Source organism: Paracoccus sp. 228 (genome assembly GCF_000967825.1).
GTDB classification, from domain to species: domain Bacteria; phylum Pseudomonadota; class Alphaproteobacteria; order Rhodobacterales; family Rhodobacteraceae; genus Paracoccus; species Paracoccus marcusii.
Map to the genome: position 1 here is coordinate 877,037 of NZ_JYGY01000001.1, position 21,035 is coordinate 898,071.

Below are 21,035 nucleotides of genomic sequence, written 5' to 3' on the forward strand. Positions count from 1 at the left end.
CGCAGGCTTTCGGCAATCGGTGCTGGCAGCCTAACGCAGTCGGCCCGATTTGGATGCCGAAAAAGCGACCAGGATGGTCATTCCGGACAGGGTTGTCCGGCTGCCCCCCATTTCAGCACGTCGTCGATATGCGCCTGCAGGCCGAAGGGCGCGGGTTCGCGGCCACCGCCGGGCGCGAAACCCCAGGCGACAAAGCCACCGTGGCTGGCATCGTCGCGCAGGTGTTCGGCCAGTTCGACCCAGTCGCGCCCGCCGTTCCGCTGCGGGTCGCGCAGCTGGCGGCACAGGGCGGGACCGTCCAGGCCGAACCACGCCATCTCGACCGGGGGCAGCTGCCAGGGGATCATCGCGTTCGGTGCCTGATGCGGATCCGACTCCAGCGTCGAAGCGGTGACGTGGCAGGTGGCGCAGGGCAGCGTCTCGACACCCATGCGGCTGTCGCCGCCGCTGACATGCATGCCGTGCGGGCGGGGTTCGGGATATTCGGGACCGGACCACATGGGCAGGTGATCGGGCCCGACATGGCAGTTGGCGCAGCGCGGATGCGACACGACCTGCTGAACGCGGTCCCATGCCGCCAGACCGTCGGCGGTGCTGACCGATCCCGCCGCAGGCGGAGCAACGATCGAGGGCATGACACCTTCGGCCCAGGCCGGTCCGGTCATCAGCAGCAGGGTCAGCAGACGCATCATGCGAACCGCACCCCCCGGGCAAAGGGCAGGTCGCGCAGGCGCAGGCCCGTCGCGGCGAAGATCGCATTGCCCAAGGCCGCGGCGGCGGGCGGAACGCCGGGTTCGCCCAGGCCCCGCAGGGGGCCGTTCTCCAGCAGGCGGACCTGAACGGCGGGGGCCTGGTGCATGCGCAACCCCTCGTAGGCATGGAAATTGGTCTGATCGGGACGGTGATCGCGATAGGTCAGTTGGCAGTTCATCGCATGGCCCAGCCCGAACAGCATGCCGCCAGACAGCTGCGCATCGGCATTCACCGGGTCCAGCACGATGCCCACATCGGCCACGGCAAAGGCCTGGGTCAGGCGGATGCCCTGCGGTGTGTCCTGAACCTCGACCACCTGGGCGCAGGGCACGCCGAAGGACAGGCAGAACGCCACCCCCCGCCCGCGCCCCTGCCCCACGTCGCGGCCGGTCCAGCCCGACAGGTCGCGGACCCCCTCCAGCACCGCGCGCGAGGGGGCGTGGTCGCACAGGCGCAACAGCCCCTCCAGCGGGTCGATGCCGGCCTGCGCGAACATTTCGTCCAGGGCGGTGCCCAGGAAGAAGCCGTTCGACGATGCGCCCACCGACCGCCAGCTGCTGACCGGCACCGATTCGGGCGCGCGCAGGCCCGTCACGCGGAAATGCGGGATCGCAAAGGGCTGGTCCCATGCGCCGGTGGTGATGCTGAGGTCGGGACCGGGCGGCGCGCTGGCCACGCGCCCGAACCAGGAGGCGATGACCGACGGGCTGGCCACCGCCAGGTCCAGCGCGTGCACGCCATCGGCGGTCACGCGGCCCCGGACGCGGGCGATCTGCGCGGGGCGGGGCTGGTCATGGGCGAAATCCTCCTCGCGCGACCAGGTCAGCTTGACCGGGCGACCGGGGACGGCCATCGCGATCTGGACAGCCTGGGCGATGAAGTCGATCTCCAGCCGGCGGCCGAAGCTGCCGCCGATCATCTGGTTCTCCAGCCGGATCGCGGTCTTGGGCAGGCCGGTCAGGGCGGCGGCGCGGGCGACCGCGAAATCGGGGACCTGCGTGCCGGCCCAGATGGTGCAGGCATCGTCCGTCACCAGCACGATGGCGTTCATCGGCTCCAACGGCGCATGGGCCAGGAAGGGCACGCGGTATTCGGCGGTGAAATCGCCGGGGCCGACAGCCGCATCCACGTCGCCATCGTCCCGCTTGCGGCTGTCGATGTCGCCCGCGTCATGGGCGGCCTGCAGCGCGGCCCAGATCGCCTGCTGACCGCCCGCCGTATCGGGGGCCGCAAATTCGACGTCCAGCGCCTGCGCGGCCCGCATCGCGGACCAGGTGTCGCGCGCCAGAACCGCGACGCCCCCGGTGATCGGCAGCACGCGCAGGACGCCGGGCAGGCCTTCGGCCGCGACGGGGTCCAGCCGTGCGACCGTCCCGCCCCAGGGCGCCATCCGCACCGTTGCGTGCAGCATGTCGGGCAGGACCAGATCGATCCCATAGACCTGCGTGCCGGTCGATTTCGCGACCACGTCGGCGCGCGCCATCGGCTTGCCCAGCCAGCGCCACTGCGACCGGTCGCGCAGCACGACCTGGGTCACGGGGGGCATCGCGGCGGCGTCGCGGGCCAAATCGGGATAGGGGATGCGCGTGCCGTCGGGCAGGATCACCGCGCCCTCTGCGGTGTCCAGATCGGCGCGGTCCAGCCCGTGGCGCAAGGCGGCGGCCTGCTTCAGCGTCTCGCGCGCGACGGCGCCCGCCTGGCGCAGCTTGTCGAAGCCGTCGGTGGTCGAACTGGACCCGCCGGTCATCTGCCAGCCCAGCAGGCGCGCGGGAATGTCGGCGGCGCCCCGCGCGGTTTCGGCCAGCCAACTGGTATCAGTCGGCGCAAAGGGCATGAAATCCGCGATCAACGCGCGGTTATAGTACGTGGCGCTGACCGGGCCGGGCACGATGCGGGCGGTGGCGGGGTCGATGTCCAATTCCTCGGCGATCAGGGCGGCCTGCAGCCAGCGGGCGCCCTGCCCCTTGTCGGCGCGCGGCGCGACCAGCGTGACGCCATCCGCGTCGATCAAGACATAGGGGTTCAGCGCGCCTGCATCCGTCCCTGCAAAGGGATCCGGCAGCGGGCGCGCATAGCGCCAGGCGCCGAAGGCCACGCCCCCGGCCACGGCGACCGATCCGATCAGGAAACCCCGCCGCGCGATCCGCCCCGCGCGTGACATCAGGCAGACCCGATGCGGATCGCCGCCGACCGGATCGCCGCGCGGATGCGAGGATAGGTCGCGCAGCGGCACAGGTTGCCCGACATCGCGCGGTCGATGTCCGCGTCGGACGGGTCGGTGTTCAGCGCCAGCAGGGACGCGGCCTGCATGATCTGGCCGGACTGGCAATAGCCGCATTGGGCGACCTGCTGTTCGATCCAGGCGGCCTGGACCGGGTGCGGGTCGTCGGGCGTGCCCAGCCCCTCGATCGTGGTGATCTCTCCGGCCACGTCGGCCAGGCGTATCTGGCAGGCGCGCACCGCCATGCCGTCCATGTGCACCGTGCAGGCCCCGCATTGCGCGATGCCGCAACCGTATTTCGTGCCGGTCAGGCCCAGCAGATCGCGCAGCGCCCACAGCAGCGGCATCTGCGGGTCGGCGTCCAGGTCATGGGTGTTTCCGTTGACGATCAGTCGCATGGACGCAATCTGCCGCAGCCCGCGGCGTCGCGCAAGCGGGCGCATCCATGGCAAAAGGCCGCCAGTCCTTGCGGATGGCGGCCCTTGCACAGTCGGACGGGAAGATCTTACTTGATCTTGCCTTCCTTGTATTCGACGTGCTGACGCACGACCGGGTCGTATTTCCGGACGGACATCTTTTCGGTCATCGTGCGGGCATTCTTCTTGGTCACATAGAAGTGGCCGGTGCCGGCGGTCGAGTTCAGCCGGATCTTGATGGTGGTCGGCTTCGCCATGGTTGTTGCTCCTGCTTCGGGGCAATCGCGCGCCGCAAACCCCGTGGAATTCTTATCGAAGCCGCCTTTTAGCCCCGCAGGTGGCGGAGTCAACCGCCAAAGCCGCGGATTGGCACGAAAACATGGGCATTGGTCGCAGAAAACGGCGCGCCGACGATAAACGCCCTGCACCATGCGAAACGCCCCTGGCACGGAGCCGAGGCGCTGGTCAGTCCGTCGATGTGGGGAAAGAAGTGGCAGCCCGTAGGGGAGTCGAACCCCTCTTTTCAGGTTGAAAACCTGACGTCCTAACCGATAGACGAACGGGCCACTTTCTGTCCGCTGCCAGTCTTCCCTGGCGGCGTGAGGCGGTGTTTAGGCAAAGCCGCGAGAGGCTGCAAGCCAAAAAAACGGACCTGCCTGAAAAAAATCGCACGCGGCCCTCAGGCCCCAAGAAATCCTGCGAAAATAAGCCACAAGGGCAAGGTCAGTGCCGCAAGGACAGTCTGCCAGGTGAAGATCGCGGCATAGAAATCGGCGTCCCCGCCCATCTGGCGCGCCAGGATATAGCCGACGGGCGCCCCCGGTGCGGCCGTGGCCAGCACGCCCGACGCGACCTGCCCTGCAGGCAGGCCGATGACCAGCGCGGCGGCCAAAAAGATCACCGGGCACAGCGCCAGCCGCAACCACACCCCCAGCCACAGCGCCGGGTCGCGCTGCCACAGGCGCGCGGGATCGATCCCCGCCCCCACCGCCAGAAGGCCCACGGCCAGCGCCCCCTGCCCCAGCCAGTCCAGCGGCGACAGCACGACCGCGGGCAGGACGACACCCGACAGGTTCAGCGCCAGCCCCGCCGCGCAGGAAAGCACCATCGGGTTGCGGCCGATCTCGGCGCCGATGCGGGCCGTGGCCCCCGCGGGGCGCGGCCCGTCCGACAGCAGCGTCAGCGCCACGATGGCCGAAATGTTGAACGCCGGGATCAGGAACGCAAAGGCCACCGCCAGGTCGCCAAGCGCCTGCCCGCCCAAGCCCTGGGCTGCGACCGCCAGGATCAGCAGCGAATTGAACCGCAACGCGCCCTGGAACAGCGAACTGCTGCGCGGCCCGGTCTGATCCCGGCGCGCGGCCCAGATCAGCGCCAGCGCCCCGGTCGCCGCAAAGGCCAGCGCCATCGCGCCCAGATAGGGGCCAAGCCGCCCCAGGGACAGCTCTGACCGATAGATCGACGTCAGCAGGATCGCGGGGAACAGCACGCGGTATCCCAACTGCTCGATTCCCGGCCAGCTGGCGGCGGGAATCAGCCCGCCCCGCCGCGCCAGATGGCCCAGCAGGACAAGGGCTATGACGGGGATGACGGCCAGGGCTGCTTGCATGGGGACCTTTCGGCCGTGCGTCTTGCGGCCTTTCGCGCGGGGTTGTAGACCCGCGGCCAACGAAAGGAAACGTCATGTCGATCACCGAGGATCAGGCCCGCAAGGTCGCCCATCTGGCGCGCATCGCGGTCGATGATGCCGCCCTGCCCGCCCTGGCGCGCGATCTGTCCGGCATCCTGCATTTCATGGACCAGCTGAACGAGGTCGATGTCGAGGGCGTGGAGCCCATGACCGGCGTCACCCCCATGCGCCTGAAGCGGCGCGAGGATGTCGTGACCTCGGGCGGCATGGCCGACAAGATCCTGTCCAACGCCCCCGACGCCCGCGAGGGGTTCTTTGCCGTGCCGAAGGTGGTGGAATGACGAACGCGAACCGACTGACCATTGCCGACGCGCGCGACGCGCTGCGCGCAGGAGATCTGACCTCGGTCGAACTGACCGATGCCTGCCTGGGCGCGATCGACGCCGCGGGCGCGCTGAACGCCTTCGTGCATCACACCCCCGACATGGCGCGCGACATGGCCCGCGCCGCCGATCAGCGCATCAAGGCAGGCGACGCCGCGCCGATGACCGGCATCCCGGTGGGCGTCAAGGACGTCTTCTGCGTCAAGGGCGTGCCGTCGCAGGCCGGCAGCCGCATCCTGCAGGGCTTCACCCCGGAATACGAATCGACCGTGACGCAGAACCTGTGGAATGCGGGCGCAGTGATGCTGGGCAAGCTGAACCAGGACGAATTCGCGATGGGTTCGACCAACGAATCCAGTTGCTATGGTCCGACGGTGAACCCGTGGCGCGGGCCTGACGGCGCGCAGCTGACCCCGGGCGGCAGTTCCGGCGGTTCGGCCGCAGCCGTCGCGGCCGATCTGTGCCTGGGCGCGACCGGTACCGATACGGGCGGATCGATCCGCCAGCCCGCGGCCTTCACCGGCACGGTGGGGCTGAAGCCGACCTATGGCCGGGTCAGCCGGTGGGGCGTCATCGCCTACGCCTCCAGCCTGGACCAGGCGGGGCCGATGACGCGCACGGTGCGGGACGCCGCGATCATGCTGGGCGCGATGGCCTCTGCCGATCCCCAGGACAGCACCTGCGCCGACCTGCCGGTCCCCGATTTCGAGGCCGCGCTGACTGGCGACATCCGTGGCAAGCGCATCGGCATCCCGCGTGAATACCGCGTGGACGGCATGCCCGACGCCATCGACGCCCTGTGGCGTCAGGGGGCCGAGATGCTGCGCGACGCGGGCGCCGAGATCGTCGACATCAGCCTGCCGCATACGAAATACGCCCTGCCCGCCTATTACGTGATCGCGCCCGCCGAGGCATCGTCGAACCTGGCCCGCTATGACGGCGTGCGTTACGGCCACCGCGCGACCCTGGGCAAGGGCGACGGCATCACCGAGATGTACGAGAAGACCCGCGCCCAGGGCTTCGGCCCCGAGGTTCAGCGCCGGGTGATGATCGGCACCTATGTGCTGTCAGCGGGCTTCTATGACGCCTATTACAACCGCGCCCGCCGCGTGCGCGCGTTGATCAAGCGCGATTTCGACCAGGCCTTTGCGGCCGGCGTCGATTCGATCCTGGCGCCCGCGACGCCCTCGGCGGCCTTCCCGCTTGGCTCGGGCGACAAGGGCGATCCGGTGCAGATGTATCTGAACGACGTCTTCACGGTGACGCTGAACCTGGCGGGCCTGCCCGGCATCGCGGTGCCGGTGGGACAGGACGCCCAGGGCCTGCCCCTGGGCCTGCAGCTGATCGGCCGCCCCTTCGAGGAGGGCGATCTCTTGAACCAGGCGCAGGTGCTGGAACGCGCTGCGGGATTTGTGGCCAAGCCGGATCGCTGGTGGTAACGTCCGCGAAACGGACCGATGGAGGCGTCATGCGCGGCTGGTGGATGATCGGGGTGCTGGCGCTGGCCGGATGCGGGGAACATCGGGGCTGGAACCCGAACTATCAGTTCGAGGCCGACCGGTACGGCCAGTACCGCACCGCACGCGAGGCGGCGCTGGTCACCGGCACGACCCCGGCCGCGACGATCCCCATCGCCCTGCCGGTCCAGGCGCCCACCGGCGCGCAGATCGCGGGCTCGGACCCGGTGCCGATCCCGCCCACGATGGGCCTGCGCGTCCGGCGCCCCGCGCCATAGTGCGACCGTGACCGCCTTTCCCAGCCCGAATCACGGCGACCGCCGCGGGCAGGTGCCGTCGCTGATCGTGATCCACTATACCGGCATGGCGGACAGCCCGTCTGCACGCGCGCGGCTGTGCGATGCCGCGGCCGAGGTCAGCGCCCATTGGCTGGTCGATACGGACGGCGCAACGGAACAGCTGGTCTGCGAAACCCGCCGGGCGTGGCATGCGGGGGCTGGACGGTGGCAGGGGCTGGACGACGTCAACAGCCGGTCCATCGGGATCGAGCTGGCCAATCCCGGCGACCGCCCCTATCCTGCGCCGCAGATGGCCGCGCTGCGCCGCCTGCTGCGCGACATCATGAACCGCTGGTCCATCGGGCCCGCCGCCGTGATCGGCCATTCCGACCTGGCGCCGGGCCGCAAGATCGACCCCGGCCCGCGCTTTGACTGGGAGGCCCTTGCGGCCGAGGGTCTGGCGACATTCGCCCGCCCCGCGCCGACAGACCCTGATCCGGTGCTGGCGGAGGGCCTGTCCGCCCTGGGCTATCCCGACGTGCCGGCGCGCCTGAACGCGTTCCGCCTGCGCCACCGTCCCTGGGCCGCGGGCCCGGAGACGGCCGACGACCGCCGCACCGTCGCGCGGCTTCTTGGGGCGGCGGCCCCTTGACGCCCCCCGCGCCGCGTCCCATACGGGCGGCGCGCGGAGGGCTGGATGACCGCGGCAGGGCGACCTGTCGAGGAAAGTCCGGACTCCATGAGGCGATGGTGCCGGGTAACGCCCGGCGGGGGCAACCCCAGGGATAGCGCCACAGAGAACAGACCGCCCATCCCCGGATGGGTAAGGGTGAAACGGTGGGGTAAGAGCCCACCGGGGGGCTGGCAACAGCGCCCGCATGGCAAGCCCCACCAGGAGCAATGCCGAATAGGGATCGCGCGCGGAGCAATCCGCAGGGCCGCCTTGCCCCAGCAGATCCGGGTAGGCAGCTAGATCCGTCCGGTAACGGACGGACCAGAGGAATGGTCATCCAGCCGCGCAAGCGGTGGACAAAATCCGGCTTACAGGCCCTCCGCGCAACTCAAGCCTTCTTGCCGCCCTTGCCCCGCGCCTTGGTCGCGGTGGCGATCGCCTTGGCGGATTCGCCCTGCATCTTCTGGGTGAAGGCGACCATCTGCGCGGCATAGGTCTCGGCCCAATCGGCGAATGCGCTGCCGCCGGTGCCGCCTGCGGCGGACATGGCCTTGGCGCGCATCTCCTCGCCCTGCTTCTGCATGGTGGCGAACTGGTCCTCCCAAGCCTTCTGCATCTGCTGCCACTGGCTCTGCATGGCCTCGCTGGCGCCTTCCATCTGGGCCATGACGCGGGCGTTGACCTCCTGCTGCTGCTGCATGGCCTGAGCCTGCCACTGGCGGGCCTGCTCCATCGCCTCCTCCTGGCCCTTGGCCATCGCGGCCTGCCATTCGGTCAGGCGTTCCTGGAACTGGCGGGCATTGTCGGTCAGCGTCTTCAGCATGTCGGGCAGTATCATCACGGCTCCTCCCAAGGCTATGGGGCCATGAGAAAGGCCCCCGGATGCAAGCCTGCGTCCGGGGGCCGTGTTTGTCAAACCTGCGCGATCAATCCGCGGTCTGGACCGGGCTGTCCGCGGGCAGGCCCTGCTGCCGTTCGATCTCGCGCCAGCGGGCGACGGCGGCGTTGTGTTCCTCCAGCGTGCGGCTGAAGGCGTGCCCGCCGGTGCCGTCCGCGACAAAGTACAGATAGTCCGTCTCGTCGGGGTTCAGCGCCGCGCGGATCGCGGCCCGGCCCGGATTGGCGATGGGCGTGGGCGGCAGCCCGTCGATCCGGTAGGTGTTGAAGGGCGTGGGCGTGTCCAGCTCCGACCGGCGCAGGCCGCGGTCCAGCACCGCCTGCCCGTTCGTGACGCCATAGATCACCGTGGGGTCGGTCTGCAGGCGCATCCCCTGGCGCAGGCGGTTCACGAAGACGCTGGCGACCTGCGGGCGTTCGTCCGCCTGCCCCGTCTCCTTCTCGACAATCGAGGCCATGATCAGCGCCTCCTCGGGCGTCTCATAGGGCATGCCGAAGGGACGCGCCTCCCATTCCTGCGCCAGGATGGCGGCCTGGCGGCTGGCCATCTGGGCCAGGATCGCGTTCCTGTCGCCGCCCTTCTCCAGCAGGTAGGTGTCGGGCGCCAGGCTTCCCTCGGCCGGGATCTCGGCCACCTCTCCGGTCAGGAAATCGGCGGCGCGCAGTGCCTCGACCACCTGCCAGCTGGTGACGCCCTCGGCCATGACCAGCGACAGGCGCACGTCGGCGCGGTCCTGGGCCTGGACCAGAGGCGCCGGACGGTCGCCGCTGCCGGGGGTCCAGCGCGCCATTTCCTCATAGGCGCCGGTCTCGGGGTTGGTGTCGCGCAGCAGGACGGTGTTCTCGCGCACGCCGACGCGCACCACGACCTCGGTCCCGCAGGTCGAGGGGCCGCCCGCGGTCACCGTCTCGACGATCTGCTCCATGCTGGCCTGCGGCGGCATCAGGAAGCTGCCGAACTTCAGGTCGCGCGCCTTGTCCATGTAGTCGGCCCCGGCGCGAAAGATGTAGGCGTTCGAGATCGCCCCCTGCGCCGCCAGCTGGTTGCTGACCGCGTTCAGGCTGGCGCCCGGAGAGATCTGGACGCATTGCGCGATGGCGCTCGGACCCGGCCCGCTGAATTCGCGCTTGGCCCAGGCCACCGCCGCCGCCGCCGCGATCAGCAGCACGATGGCCAGCGTCAGGAAGTTCGAGGCGATGTTGCGCCAGATCATCCGGCGACCTTCCCCAGCACCAGGCTGGCATTGGTCCCGCCAAAGCCGAAGCTGTTGGACAGCGCCACGTCGACCTTGCGGCGCACCGCGGCGTTGGCCGCCAGATCCAGCTTCGGCGTCACGGCGGGGTTGTCCAGGTTGATCGTCGGCGGGCAGATCTGGTCGCGGATCGCCAGCACGCAGAAGATCGCCTCGACCGCGCCGGCCGCGCCCAGCAGGTGACCGATGCTGGATTTCGTGGACGACATGACCGCACCCGACGCGGCATCGCCCATCAGGCGTTCGACCGCGCCCAGTTCGATCGTATCGGCCATGGTCGAGGTGCCATGCGCATTGATGTAATCGATGCGATCCGGCGTCAGGTTCGCGCTGCGCAGCGCCGCCTCCATCGCGCGGTATCCGCCATCGCCGTCCTCGCTTGGCGCGGTGATGTGGTAGGCATCGCCCGACATGCCGTAGCCCAGCACCTCGGCATAGATCTTGGCGCCCCGTGCCTTGGCGTGCTCGTATTCCTCCAGCACGACGACGCCCGCGCCCTCGCCCATCACGAACCCGTCGCGATCCGCATCATAAGGGCGGCTGGCCGCCTGCGGGTCGTCCTCGCGCTTGGTCGACAGCGCCTTGCAGGCGTTGAAGCCCGCGATGCCGATCTCGCTGATCGGGCTTTCCGCGCCACCCGCAATCATCACGTCGGCATCGCCATAGCGGATCATCCGCGACGCATCGCCGATGGCATGGGCGCCGGTCGAACAGGCCGTGACCACCGCGTGGTTCGGCCCCTTGAAGCCGTAGCGGATCGACACCTGCCCCGAGATCAGGTTGATCAGCGCGCCGGGAATGAAGAAGGGCGACACCCGCTTGGGCCCGCGCTCCTTGATCAGCACCGCCGTGTCCGCGATGGACGACAGCCCGCCGATCCCAGAGCCGATCATCACGCCCGTGCGCAGGCGGCTTTCCTCGTCCTCGGGCATCCAGCCCGCGTCGGTCACCGCCTGATGCGCGGCGGCGATCCCGTACAGGATGAAGTCGTCCACCTTGCGGCGGTCCTTGGGCTCCATCCAGTCGTTCGCGTTGAAGGTGCCGTCGCTGCCGTCGCCCAGGGGGATCTCGCAGGCGTATTTCGTCACGACGTCGGACGCGTCAAAGCGCGTGATCGGCCCCGCGCCGGATTTCCCGGCCAGCAGACGTTCCCACGTCGCCTCGACGCCGGACGCCAGTGGCGTGACCATCCCAAGCCCGGTGACAACAACCCTGCGCATCGGCAATTCCTTCAGCTGCTCGCAATTTCAGCCCTGATACACGCGCCCCCCCTGCCGCGCAACGCCACGAAATTGCGATGGGCAGGCCATGGCGGCGCGCCGCCGGGGGGTCCGGGGGGCTGGCCCCCCGGCACGTCGCGGGACGCAGATCAGCCCAGGCCCGCGGCCCGGAACCGGGCCCGGATGTCGGATTGCGGGCGCGCGCCCACATGGCCGATCACCTCGGAGGCCGCGATGATGCCCATGCGTCCCGCGACCTCCAGCGGATACCCCGAGGCAAGGCCATAGATCAGCCCCGCCGCGAACTGATCGCCCGCCCCGGTCGCATCCACCGGCACGACGCGCCGGACCGGCACCGTCACGCGCTCGCCACCCCGGATCAGGATCGCGTCGTCGCCCGACCGCGTGCAGATCACCGTGCCGCAATCCGCCTGCGCCAGGCGCAGCGCCTCCTCCAGGTCCTCGACCTGGTACAGCGACTGCCATTCGTGGACGTTACCGATCACGTAATCCATCGGACCCGCAACCAGGCGGCGGAAATCGTCGCGGTGACGGTCCACGCAGAACGGGTCCGACAGCGCGATGCCCGCCTGACCCCCCGCCGCGTGACAGCAGTCGGCGGCCTTCAGGAACGCGGCCTTTCCCTTGTCCTTGTCGAACAGATAGCCCTCCAGGAACAGCCAGCCCGCGCCGTCGAACACCTCGGGCGCGACATCCTCCGGCCCCAGCTCGGCCGAGATGCCCAGATAGGTGTTCATCGACCGCTCTCCGTCGGGCGTGACGAAGATGATCGTGCGCGAACTGGGAAGCCCCGCCCCCGCCACCGGCGCGTTCACAAAGCGCGTGCCCGCGGCCTCGGTCTGCCGGGCATAAAGCCGCCCGATCTCGTCATCGGCGACACTGCCGATGAAGGCCGTGCGCAGGCCCAGCCCGCCGATGCCCGCCAGCGTGTTCGCCACGCTGCCGCCCGCGACCATGCGCGCCTGATCGCGGCGCGACGAATGGTCGTCGGCCTGGGCGGCCATCAGGTATTCCGACCGCTCTCGGTCGACCAGCTGCATGATGCCCTTGGTGATGCCCAGGGCCTCCAGCCGCGCTTCCTCGGTCGGCGCGATGATGTCCATCACGGCATTGCCGATGCCGATGATATAGGGCCCAGTCCGGTCCGGGGTGGTCATGCGGTCTTCTCCTCATAGGGGCACAGGTCGCGGATCGGGCAGATGCCGCAGCGGGGTTTGCGCGCCTGGCAGACATAGCGCCCGTGCAGGATCAGCCAGTGATGCGCGTGCGTCTGGAACCGGGCGGGGACGTTGTCCTCGATCGCGCGCTCGACCTCGTCGACGTCGCGACCCGGGGCGATGCGGGTGCGGTTGCCCACCCGAAAGATATGCGTGTCGACCGCCTGCGCCGGATGGCCGAAGGCACAGGACAGCACGACATTGGCCGTCTTGCGCCCGACACCCGGCAGGCTGGTCAGGGCGGCGCGGCTGTCGGGCACCTCCCCGGCGTAATCGTCGACCAGGATGCGCGACAGGGCAATGACGTTCTTGGCCTTCTGACGATAAAGCCCGATGGTCCTGATATGCTCGGTCACGCCTTCCAGGCCCAGTTCCAGCATCTTCTCGGGCGTGTCGGCCACCGCGAACAGGCCGCGCGTCGCGCGGTTCACGCCCACATCCGTCGCCTGCGCCGACAGCGCGACCGCCACGACCAGGGTGAAGGGGTTCACGAACAGCAGTTCGGTCTCGGGCGCCGGGTTCGCCTCGGCCAGGCGCGAAAATATCGCGACCTGATCGGCAAAGGGCAACGGGGGCGGAATGCGACGCTGGATGGCCATGCCTGCTTGTGACCGCCGCCGCGCCCGTTTGCAAGCGCGCCCCGTCCCGGCGGGCCACGGGCGGGTTTCTGCCGCGTTTCCAGTGGCCTCCACGAAACAGTGACTTTCCTTTGGCGCGGAACTGCGACAGCTTGCCACGCGTTGACGGCAGATCTCGGAATCGGTTCCACCGAACCGCCGGGGCAGCCACGAACGCACCGGGTGCGGCACCAAGGCCCGCCCGCGACCCAAGGAAAGGGAGCCCGATGAACCTCCGCAAAACTTCGATCCTGGCCGTTTGTGGCCTGACCCTGCTGGGCGCCTGCGCGCCCGCGATGACCGATACCGGCACCGGTGCCACCGGCCTCAGCCGCACCCAGCAGGGCGCGCTGGCCGGCGCCGCCGTGGGCGCGCTTTATGGCGGCACGCGTGACAGCGACAGCAACAACCAGGGCCGCGACGCCGCGCGCGCCGCGATCATCGGTGCCGCCGCAGGTGCCGTGGCCGGCAACATCCTGGACCGCCAGGCGGCGGCGCTGGAGCAGTCGATCAGCAACCCCAACGTGCAGATCATCAACCGCGGCAGCTACCTGCAGGTCATCCTGCCCGAGGGCATCCTGTTCGCCACCGGATCGGCCGCCGTGTCCGGCCCGGCGCAGACCGACCTCTATGCCGTCGCGCGCAACCTGAACCAGTACCCGAACAGCCGGGTCGAGGTCGTGGGGCACACCGACAACACCGGCAGCGCCGCCCTGAACCAGGACCTGTCGCAGCGCCGCGCACAATCGGTCGCGGGCATCCTGGCCGCCGCCGGCGTGGCATCGGGTCGCCTGTCGGCGCTTGGCGCCAGCTACAACCAGCCGATCGCATCGAACGACACCGCCGCGGGCCGCGCGCAGAACCGTCGCGTCGAGATCCTGATCCGTCCGACGCAGTAATCCTGCCGCATCGCGACCAGAGGCCGGGCCATTGCCCGGCCTCTTTGCATTGGCGGGGTCCGGTTCTAGGATGACCTTCCAGAACCCCGGGATACCGCCATGTCCGACGCCGACAGCCCCTTCCAGCCCATCGACGCCGCTCGACTGTCCGACGCCGTCGTGGCCCAGATCGAGGCCCTGATCCTGCAGGGCGTGCTGCGCCCGGGCGAACGCCTGCCGGGCGAGCGCGAACTGGCCGAACGCATGGGCGTCAGCCGTCCTTCCCTGCGCGAGGCGCTGGCCGCAATGCAGGCCGACGGGCTGCTGGTCACCCGGCCGGGCGCGGGCGTCTTCGTGGCGGACGTGCTGGGCAGCGCGTTCTCTCCTGCCCTGGTCCGCCTGATCGCGCGCCATCCGCAGGCGGCCGACGACTATCTGACTTTCCGCAAGGACCTGGAGGGGCTGGCCGCCGAACGCGCCGCCATGGCCGCCGGAGAGACCGACTTGGCCGTGCTGGACCGCATCGTCCAAGCCATGCGCCATGCCCATGCCAGCCCCGATCCGCAGATCGAGGCCGCGCTGGACGCCGATTTCCACATGGCCATCGTGGAATCCAGCCACAACCTGATCGCGCTGCACCTGATGCGCGCGATGCAGGATCTGCTGCGCCAGGGCATGCTGTTCAACCGCCCACGCATCTTCGCCAGCCCGGAACTGCGCGACCGCCTGCTGGACCAGCATATCGCGATCAACGATGCGCTGCAGGCCCGCGACGGCCCCCGCGCCCGTGCCGTGCTGGAGGATCATCTGGACTTGGTCGCCCGCACCCTGACCGCGCAGCGTCGCGCCGACGATCACGCGGCCGTCGCACGGCTGCGCCTGCAGAACCGCCGCGCGCCATAGCAAAAGGGCCCCCGAAGGGGCCCTTTCGATCAGTCTTGGCCGGATGTCGGGCCGGGCGATCTCAGTTCAGGCGACGCGCCACGTCCTCGATGGCATCGTCGATGCCGGCCGAACGCTGTCCGGCGCGCACCTGGCCTGCCAGGATCTCGGCGGCGGCGGCGATGGACGCGGCGACCGCACGGTCGCGGACCGCACGCACGGCGTCGTTCTCGGCGCTGGCGATCTGGTCCTGGGCCGCCTGCAGGCGACGGTCGATCGACCGGGACAGATCCTCGCGTGCCGTGGCGGCCTGGGCCTCGGCCTCGCGCTTGGCGTTGGCCACGATCTGGTCGGCCTGCGTCTTGACCTCGCGCGAGCGACGCTCGTAGCTGGCATAGATCTCCTGCGCTTCCTCGCGCAGGCGACGGGCCTCGTCCAGGTCGTTGCGGATGCCCTCGGCGCGCTTGTCCAGCAGGCCGCCGATCAGGCCGGGGACCTTGAAATAGACCAGCACCCCGATGAAGCCCAGGAAGGACAGCAGCACGATGAAGTCGGTGTTGCGCAGCGAGAAGAAGCCGTAGTCGCCCGATGCGGCCATGGCGGGCCCGGCGCTGAACAGGATCAGCGTTGCGATCATGCGGTTCATTGCACGGCCCCTTTCATGCGCCCGTCCAGGGCTGCGCCCACGGTGGCGTCGTCGGCCTGGCCGCCGAAGGTGCGGACCAGTTCGGCGGTGACATCCTGTGCCACCTCGCGCGCGCTGACATCGGCGGATGCGCGGACCTCGCGGATGCGCGCCTCGGATTCGGCGGTGCGGGCGGCGATTTCGGCATCGGCCTTGGCGATCGCCTGGTCCAGCTGCGCCTGGATCTCGGCACGGTTGCGGGCGACGATGGCCTGTGCCTCGGTGCGGGCATCGGCCAGCGCCTTGTCATAGGCAGCCTCGGCCTCGCGGGCCTTCAGCTTGAATTCTTCGGCGGCCATCAGATCGCCGGTGACGGCACCCTGACGGTCGGACAGAACGGCCGCGATCCGCGGCAGGGCCACGCGCGACAGGACCAGATAAAGGACCACCAGCGTGACGACCAGCCAGAAGATCTGGTTGCCGAACGTGGCGATATCCAGCTGCGGCAGGCCCGCGGCTTCGGCGGCGTGTCCGGCTGCATCGACCCCGTGGGTCGCGGCATCGGCGCCGTGGGTCGCGGCATCGTCGATGACGATCGCGCCCTCAGTGGTTTCGACCGCGGTGGTGGCGGCCTCTTGCAACAGGCTGAACATATCCTACCCCATGGCCTTGGAACGAACGAAGGGGCGGGGGACAGGCCCCCACCCCGCCGCAAGGATGGCCGTGGATCAGACCGCGAACATCAGCAGAAGCGCGACGAGGAACGAGAAGATCCCCAGTGCTTCGGCGAATGCCATGCCGATGAACAGCGTGGCGGTCTGGCCGGCAGCGGCCGACGGGTTGCGCAGGGCACCGGCCAGGAAGTTGCCGGCGACGTTGCCGACGCCCAGGGCGGCAAAGCCCATGCCGAACGCGGTCAGGCCGACGCCGATGTACTGGCCCAGTTCTGCGATATTGCCTTCCATGGTATTTCTCCTTGCGGTTGGAAGTTGGTCGATCTTGGTGGATGCGGACCCGATGCGGGACCGCGCAGGGGCTGCGAGGACCGTCGCGTCAGTGCGACGGGTGCAGCGCGTCCTTGAGGTAAACGCAGGTCAGGATGGTGAACACATAGGCCTGGACGATGGCGACCAGCACCTCGAAGGCGTACATCCCGATGACCGCGATGATGGCGACAGGGGCGACGGCGGCGATGGCCGCGAAGCCCGCGAAAACCTTGATGACGGCGTGGCCGGCGATCATGTTGCCCGCAAGACGAATGGACAGCGACAGCGGACGCACGAAGTAGCTGATGACCTCGATCACGGCCAGGACCGGGCGCACGGCCAGCGGCGCCGAGCGCACCCAGAACAGATCCAGGAAATGCGCGCCGTTCTTGACGAAGCCGATGATGGTGACGCCGAAGAACACCGCCAGCGCCAGTACGCCGGTGACGGCGATGTGCGAGGTCGTGGTGAAGGCCAGCGGCAGAAGACCCAGCAGGTTCGCGAAGACCACGAACATGAACAGCGTCAGGATGTAGGGGAAATACCGCAGGCCATCCTTGCCGGCGATGTCCTCGATCATCTTGTGGACCAGGCCGTATGCCATCTCGGCGATGGACTGGGCACGGTTCGGCACGATGGCGCGGCCGCGGGTGCCCAGCACCAGCAGCGCGATGGACGCCAGCGCCGTCAGCGCCAGCCACAGCGTCACGTTGGTGGGCGTGTACCACGCCACGGGCCCGTCACCGAACAGCGGCGAGACCACGAACTGGTCCATCGGGTGGAATTCAAGGCCGCCGCCAGTCGCTTCCGTCGCCACGATCAGTCCCTTTCGTCACGGTCCGGCCGTTCGCCGGATTTTTCGCCTTCCGGCGCGGGGCCGGATTTCCTGTCAAGCTCGGACGCGGTGCGCATCATGGATTTGACGCCAGCCGCAAGGCCGAGGAAGATGAACAGGACCATCAGGAAGGGCGTCGTGCCCATCAGATAGTCCAGCCCGTAACCGAACACGAAGCCCAGCCCCAGGCCGGTCACCAGTTCGATCACCATCCGCCAGGCAAGGTTTGCCTGTTCGTACTTTCCCATCGGGCCGGGGCCCTCGGGTTTTGGCGTCAGGGCGGCCAGCTTGGCCTCCAGTGCGCGCAGCCGGTCGGCATCCGCCGCCCTGTCCGCATCGCCCTGGGGTCTTTCGGCCATCTGTCACGCCCCTGACGTCGTTGGGCGCTGTCTAGGGGCAGACGCCCCCCAAGTCAAGCAACTGAGACCTGCCTGCAACGCATTGATCTACATTGTCTTTCTTCGGTAACGGCAATCTTGCAATCCCGATCGCGCCGCGCCATCATTCAACCGCCCGGTTGACCATCGCCCTCCGCAGAAAGCCCCGCCATGACTCCGCCCACCCCGCCGGACCGGCTGGATCTGATCTTTGCGGCCCTGTCGGACCCGACGCGGCGTCGGGTGTTGTCGATGCTGCTGGAGGATGACATGGCGGTCAGCGACGTGGCCGATCCGTTCCAGGTCAGCCTTGCGGCGATCTCCAAGCATCTGGCGGTGCTTGCGGCCGCCGGCCTGATCCGGCAGGAGAGGCGCGGCCGGATCACCTGGTGCAAGCTGGACCCGGACGGGATGCGCCAGGCCTCGGTCTGGATGCAGGGGTTCGGGCAGTTCGACCCGGTGGACCTGGATGATTTCGAACGTTTTCTGAACGCCCAGCTGGGGGATGACGATGACCAAGACGCCTGACGTGCTGTGCATCGGCGCGATGCTGTGGGACGTGATCGGCCGCGCGCCGCGCCGCATGGCGCCGGGTGCCGACGTGCCGGGACGCATCCGCCACCTGCCGGGCGGCGTGGCGCTGAACGTGGCGGTCGCATTGGCGCGGTGGGGCATGACACCGTCGGTCCTGTCCGCCGTGGGCCGCGATTCCGAGGGCGAGGGCCTGATCGCCGAGGCGCAGCGTCTTGGCGTGATGACCGACCACCTGACGCGCGACGCGGGCCTGCCCACCGACTGCTACATGGCGATCGAGGACAGCGAGGGGCTGATCGCCGCCGTGGCCGACGCGTTGAGCCTGGAACTGGCTGGCGCCGCGATCCTGGCGCCGCTGGACACCCTGCCCGCCTGGACCGGCCCCGTGGTCTTGGACGGCAACCTGACCGAGGAGCTGCTGTCGGCCATCGCCCGCGATCCGCGCCTGATGCGTGCCGACCTGCGCGTGGTACCCGCCAGCCCCGGCAAGGCCGAACGCCTGGAGCCGCTGATCGCCGCGCGGCGCGGCTGCTTCTATCTGAACCGGCTGGAGGCCGAGATCCTGGCCGGACGCGCCTGCGCCAACGCGGCCCTGGCCGCCGAAGCGGTCGTGGCGCGCGGCGCCGCCCGCGTGCTGGTCACCGACGGCCCGAATCCCGCGGCCGAGGCGATCGCCGGAGGCCCCACGCTGACCTATCAGCCCCCCACCGTCACCGTGGAACGCGTAACCGGTGCGGGCGACTGCTTTCTTGCGGCCCATCTGGCCGCCGAACTCAAGGAAATGCCGCGCGACGCGGCGCTGCGGCAGGCCGTCAGGGCCTCGGCCGCGCATGTCTCCGGAAAGGATGTCCCGTGACCCATACTGCCCCCCTCACCTTCGCCCCCGAGGTTCGCGACGCGCTGGATCGCGGCCTGCCCGTGGTGGCGCTGGAATCGACGATCATCACCCATGGCATGCCCTGGCCCCAGAACCTGGAGATGGCCGAGAAGGTCGAGGCCACCATCCGCGAGGGCGGCGCCGTTCCCGCGACCATCGCCGTCATGGGCGGCCAGATCCATATCGGCCTGACGCCTGAGGCCCTGCGCGCCCTGGCGCAGACCCCGCCGGCGGACGCGATGAAGCTGAGCCGCGCCGACCTGGCCGTCTGCATCGCGAACGGCCGGACCGGCGCCACCACGGTCGCGGCCACCATGATCTGCGCGCAGCTGGCGGGCATCAAGGTCTTCGCCACCGGCGGCATCGGCGGCGTCCATCGCGGGGCCGAGGACAGCTTCGACATCTCGGCCGACCTGCAGGAGCTGGCGCAGACCGCCGTGACGGTCGTGGCCGCGGGCGCCAAGGCCATCCTGGACCTGCCCAAGACCTGGGAAGTGCTGGAGACCCTGGGCGTGCCGGTCATCGCCTATGGCCAGGACGAGCTGCCGGCCTTCTGGTCGCGCGCCTCGGGCATCCGCGCGCCGCTGCGCATGGACAGCCCCGAGGAGATCGCCGCCGCCGCCGCAATGCGCGCGGCCCTGGGCCTCAAGGGCGGCCAGCTGGTCGCGAACCCGATCCCGGTCGAGGCCGAGATCCCGCAGGACCAGATCATGCCCGTGATCGAACAGGCCCTGTCCGAGGCCGCGGCCCAGGGCATCGCCGCCAAGGCCGTGACGCCCTTCCTGTTGTCGCGCATCTTCGAACTGACCCAAGGTCGCTCGCTGGAAAGCAACATCGAACTGGTGCTGAACAACGCGCGGCTGGCGGCGCGCATCGCCGCCGCGATGGCCTAAACCACGCGCTGTGCCGGGAACAGGGCCGCCAGATCGAAGCTGTCGGCCCTGTTCAGCTTGTCCGCATGGTCGGACAGGAAGGTGTCGGCGGCCTGCTGGCCCGCCGCCTTCATCGCGGCCAGCAGGCCCGGGCGCGGCATCAGCTTGGACCGCGCCGACAGGTCGGTCATCAGCTTGTCGTCGTCGATCAGGTGGATCAGCACGTTCTTCATCGCGTCGCCGTCCATCTTGCCCTGCGCGAACAGGCGCTTGACGAAATTGATGGCGCGCAGCTGGTTCATCAGGCTGCTGTTGAAGCTGACCTCGTTCACGCGATCCGATATTTCCACCGGCGTGCGGGGCAGCACCTCGCGCATCAGCGGGTTGATCGCCACGATCAGGATGTCGCGGGGCAGGCTGGCGCGATACAGCGGAAACAGCGCCGGGTTGCCCGCATAGCCGCCGTCCCAATAGGCCTCGATGCGCCCGGTGTCGCTGTCGTGGATCTCGACCGCGCGGAACAGCGTCGGCAGGCAGGCCGAGGCCATCACCGCATCGACCGTCGCTTGGCCGCCGGTGAAGACCTTGATGCGACCCGTGCGGACGTTCGTGGCAGCGACATACAGGTCCGGCCCCCGATCACAGGTGAAATCCGCCCAAGGCAGGTCGCGCAGCAGCGATTCCAGCGGGTTGACGTAGAACGGACCATAATCATAGGGGCTGAACAGCCGCGTCAGGTTGTCCATCCAGGCGGCCGGGGACACCATCTCGGTCCAGCGCTGCATGCCGCGGGACATGGGCATCACCGACTGCGTCCAGCGCACCACGCGGTTGTCGCTTTTCGATCCGACCTGCATCCACAGGGCATCCAGGTTCTCGCGCGCGGCACGCCGCCCGGCCAGGCCCTTGCCCGCCGCCAGCCCCGCCTTCAGCGCCGCCCCGTTCAGCGCCCCGGCCGAGGTGCCGCTGATCGCCGCAAATTCCAGCCACTCCTCCTCCAGCAGGCGGTCGAGGACGCCCCATGTAAAGGCCCCATGCGCGCCGCCGCCCTGCAGGGCCAGATTGATGCGTTTGATCTCCATGGCCCGCCCCTTGTTCATGATGCAGTCGCAGCATCATACAAAGGTCCGATA

25 protein-coding genes, 1 tRNA gene and 1 other RNA gene are annotated in these 21,035 nt (G+C 69.3%); 10 read left to right on the plus strand and 17 right to left on the minus strand.

Going from position 1 to position 21,035, the window contains the following annotated elements; translation table 11 throughout:
• Positions 1-77: 77 nt before the first annotated feature.
• The 6 genes from SY26_RS04280 to SY26_RS04305 all read right to left on the minus strand — a co-directional run bounded on the left by SY26_RS04280 (position 78) and on the right by SY26_RS04305 (position 4,999).
• Entirely contained in the window at positions 78-692 is a 615-nt protein-coding gene (locus tag SY26_RS04280; protein ID WP_045999377.1) for a hypothetical protein, read from the minus strand.
• Complete coding sequence (locus tag SY26_RS04285) at positions 689-2,914, minus strand: molybdopterin cofactor-binding domain-containing protein (RefSeq protein WP_045999671.1); 2,226 nt, start codon at positions 2,912-2,914, stop codon at positions 689-691. Before SY26_RS04285 ends, SY26_RS04280 begins: the two co-directional genes overlap by 4 nt.
• Positions 2,914-3,372 (minus strand): (2Fe-2S)-binding protein, encoded by a 459-nt coding sequence (locus SY26_RS04290; RefSeq protein WP_045999672.1) that lies wholly within the window; start codon positions 3,370-3,372, stop codon positions 2,914-2,916. Before SY26_RS04290 ends, SY26_RS04285 begins: the two co-directional genes overlap by 1 nt.
• Before the next feature lie 107 nt (positions 3,373-3,479).
• Positions 3,480-3,647 carry a 50S ribosomal protein L33 gene (gene rpmG, locus SY26_RS04295; protein WP_042244479.1) on the minus strand — a complete coding sequence of 56 codons (168 nt, stop codon included), beginning with the start codon at positions 3,645-3,647 and terminating at the stop codon, positions 3,480-3,482.
• 234 nt (positions 3,648-3,881) lie between these two features.
• Positions 3,882-3,956 (minus strand) — tRNA-Glu (locus SY26_RS04300).
• Between the two features lie 113 nt (positions 3,957-4,069).
• Complete coding sequence (locus SY26_RS04305; RefSeq protein ID WP_045999378.1) at positions 4,070-4,999, minus strand: AEC family transporter; 930 nt, start codon at positions 4,997-4,999, stop codon at positions 4,070-4,072.
• Between the two features lie 74 nt (positions 5,000-5,073).
• Here SY26_RS04305 and gatC point away from each other — a divergent pair, with 74 nt between their 5' ends.
• The 5 genes from gatC to rnpB all read left to right on the plus strand — a co-directional run bounded on the left by gatC (position 5,074) and on the right by rnpB (position 8,198).
• Positions 5,074-5,361, plus strand: a complete 288-nt coding sequence (gene gatC / locus SY26_RS04310) for an Asp-tRNA(Asn)/Glu-tRNA(Gln) amidotransferase subunit GatC (RefSeq protein ID WP_042244485.1) — start codon at positions 5,074-5,076, stop codon at positions 5,359-5,361.
• Positions 5,358-6,842 carry an Asp-tRNA(Asn)/Glu-tRNA(Gln) amidotransferase subunit GatA gene (gene gatA, locus SY26_RS04315; RefSeq protein WP_045999379.1) on the plus strand — a complete coding sequence of 495 codons (1,485 nt, stop codon included), beginning with the start codon at positions 5,358-5,360 and terminating at the stop codon, positions 6,840-6,842. The genes gatC and gatA overlap by 4 nt, the downstream gene beginning before the upstream one ends.
• A 29-nt stretch (positions 6,843-6,871) precedes the next feature.
• Positions 6,872-7,138 (plus strand): hypothetical protein, encoded by a 267-nt coding sequence (locus SY26_RS04320; protein ID WP_052715115.1) that lies wholly within the window; start codon positions 6,872-6,874, stop codon positions 7,136-7,138.
• Positions 7,139-7,145: 7 nt separating this feature from the next.
• Positions 7,146-7,790 carry an N-acetylmuramoyl-L-alanine amidase gene (locus SY26_RS04325; RefSeq protein ID WP_045999380.1) on the plus strand — a complete coding sequence of 215 codons (645 nt, stop codon included), beginning with the start codon at positions 7,146-7,148 and terminating at the stop codon, positions 7,788-7,790.
• Positions 7,791-7,823: 33 nt separating this feature from the next.
• Positions 7,824-8,198, plus strand: an RNA gene (gene rnpB / locus SY26_RS19810) — RNase P RNA component class A.
• A gap of 1 nt (position 8,199) precedes the next feature.
• Here the strand turns inward: rnpB and SY26_RS04330 are convergent.
• The 5 genes from SY26_RS04330 to nth all read right to left on the minus strand — a co-directional run bounded on the left by SY26_RS04330 (position 8,200) and on the right by nth (position 13,018).
• Positions 8,200-8,649, minus strand: coding sequence for a hypothetical protein (locus SY26_RS04330; protein ID WP_045999381.1), 450 nt, complete (start codon positions 8,647-8,649; stop codon positions 8,200-8,202).
• Positions 8,650-8,737: 88 nt separating this feature from the next.
• On the minus strand, positions 8,738-9,919 hold the full coding sequence (gene mltG, locus SY26_RS04335; RefSeq protein WP_176695014.1) for an endolytic transglycosylase MltG: 1,182 nt from the start codon (positions 9,917-9,919) through the stop codon (positions 8,738-8,740).
• The gene (gene fabF, locus SY26_RS04340; protein ID WP_045999383.1) at positions 9,919-11,181 is read right to left on the minus strand and encodes a beta-ketoacyl-ACP synthase II; all 1,263 of its coding nucleotides are present in this window, start codon (positions 11,179-11,181) and stop codon (positions 9,919-9,921) included. Before fabF ends, mltG begins: the two co-directional genes overlap by 1 nt.
• A 149-nt stretch (positions 11,182-11,330) precedes the next feature.
• A complete protein-coding gene (locus tag SY26_RS04345) occupies positions 11,331-12,359 on the minus strand; it encodes an adenosine kinase (RefSeq protein ID WP_045999384.1) in 1,029 nt (342 codons plus the stop codon).
• Positions 12,356-13,018, minus strand: a complete 663-nt coding sequence (gene nth / locus SY26_RS04350; RefSeq protein ID WP_045999385.1) for an endonuclease III — start codon at positions 13,016-13,018, stop codon at positions 12,356-12,358. The genes SY26_RS04345 and nth overlap by 4 nt, the downstream gene beginning before the upstream one ends.
• Positions 13,019-13,263: 245 nt before the next feature.
• Between nth and SY26_RS04355 the strand changes: the two genes are divergently transcribed.
• Together SY26_RS04355 and SY26_RS04360 are read left to right on the plus strand one after the other, a co-directional pair.
• Entirely contained in the window at positions 13,264-13,935 is a 672-nt protein-coding gene (locus SY26_RS04355; protein WP_045999386.1) for an OmpA family protein, read from the plus strand.
• A 99-nt stretch (positions 13,936-14,034) separates the two neighbouring features.
• Positions 14,035-14,817, plus strand: coding sequence for a FadR/GntR family transcriptional regulator (locus tag SY26_RS04360; RefSeq protein ID WP_045999387.1), 783 nt, complete (start codon positions 14,035-14,037; stop codon positions 14,815-14,817).
• Positions 14,818-14,878: 61 nt separating this feature from the next.
• Here the strand turns inward: SY26_RS04360 and SY26_RS04365 are convergent, their stop codons facing one another.
• From SY26_RS04365 to SY26_RS04385, 5 genes are all read right to left on the minus strand, one after another.
• On the minus strand, positions 14,879-15,442 hold the full coding sequence (locus SY26_RS04365) for a F0F1 ATP synthase subunit B (RefSeq protein WP_045999388.1): 564 nt from the start codon (positions 15,440-15,442) through the stop codon (positions 14,879-14,881).
• A complete protein-coding gene (locus SY26_RS04370; RefSeq protein WP_084693672.1) occupies positions 15,439-16,074 on the minus strand; it encodes a F0F1 ATP synthase subunit B' in 636 nt (211 codons plus the stop codon). The genes SY26_RS04365 and SY26_RS04370 overlap by 4 nt, the downstream gene beginning before the upstream one ends.
• A 75-nt stretch (positions 16,075-16,149) precedes the next feature.
• Positions 16,150-16,386 (minus strand): F0F1 ATP synthase subunit C, encoded by a 237-nt coding sequence (locus tag SY26_RS04375; protein ID WP_022707390.1) that lies wholly within the window; start codon positions 16,384-16,386, stop codon positions 16,150-16,152.
• Positions 16,387-16,474: 88 nt separating this feature from the next.
• Positions 16,475-17,224, minus strand: a complete 750-nt coding sequence (locus tag SY26_RS04380) for a F0F1 ATP synthase subunit A (protein WP_045999389.1) — start codon at positions 17,222-17,224, stop codon at positions 16,475-16,477.
• A gap of 2 nt (positions 17,225-17,226) precedes the next feature.
• Positions 17,227-17,601, minus strand: a complete 375-nt coding sequence (locus SY26_RS04385) for an AtpZ/AtpI family protein (RefSeq protein WP_045999390.1) — start codon at positions 17,599-17,601, stop codon at positions 17,227-17,229.
• A 189-nt stretch (positions 17,602-17,790) separates the two neighbouring features.
• Between SY26_RS04385 and SY26_RS04390 the strand changes: the two genes are divergently transcribed.
• The 3 genes from SY26_RS04390 to SY26_RS04400 are packed head-to-tail and all read left to right on the plus strand — an operon-like array spanning position 17,791 to position 19,923.
• Positions 17,791-18,147, plus strand: a complete 357-nt coding sequence (locus tag SY26_RS04390) for a helix-turn-helix transcriptional regulator (protein ID WP_045999391.1) — start codon at positions 17,791-17,793, stop codon at positions 18,145-18,147.
• A complete protein-coding gene (locus SY26_RS04395) occupies positions 18,131-19,009 on the plus strand; it encodes a PfkB family carbohydrate kinase (protein ID WP_045999675.1) in 879 nt (292 codons plus the stop codon). The genes SY26_RS04390 and SY26_RS04395 overlap by 17 nt, the downstream gene beginning before the upstream one ends.
• The gene (locus tag SY26_RS04400; RefSeq protein ID WP_045999392.1) at positions 19,006-19,923 is read left to right on the plus strand and encodes a pseudouridine-5'-phosphate glycosidase; all 918 of its coding nucleotides are present in this window, start codon (positions 19,006-19,008) and stop codon (positions 19,921-19,923) included. The genes SY26_RS04395 and SY26_RS04400 overlap by 4 nt, the downstream gene beginning before the upstream one ends.
• Here the strand turns inward: SY26_RS04400 and SY26_RS04405 are convergent.
• Complete coding sequence (locus tag SY26_RS04405; protein ID WP_045999393.1) at positions 19,920-20,984, minus strand: patatin-like phospholipase family protein; 1,065 nt, start codon at positions 20,982-20,984, stop codon at positions 19,920-19,922. The two genes, SY26_RS04400 and SY26_RS04405, sit on opposite strands and share 4 nt — an antisense overlap.
• Positions 20,985-21,035 lie beyond the last annotated feature (51 nt).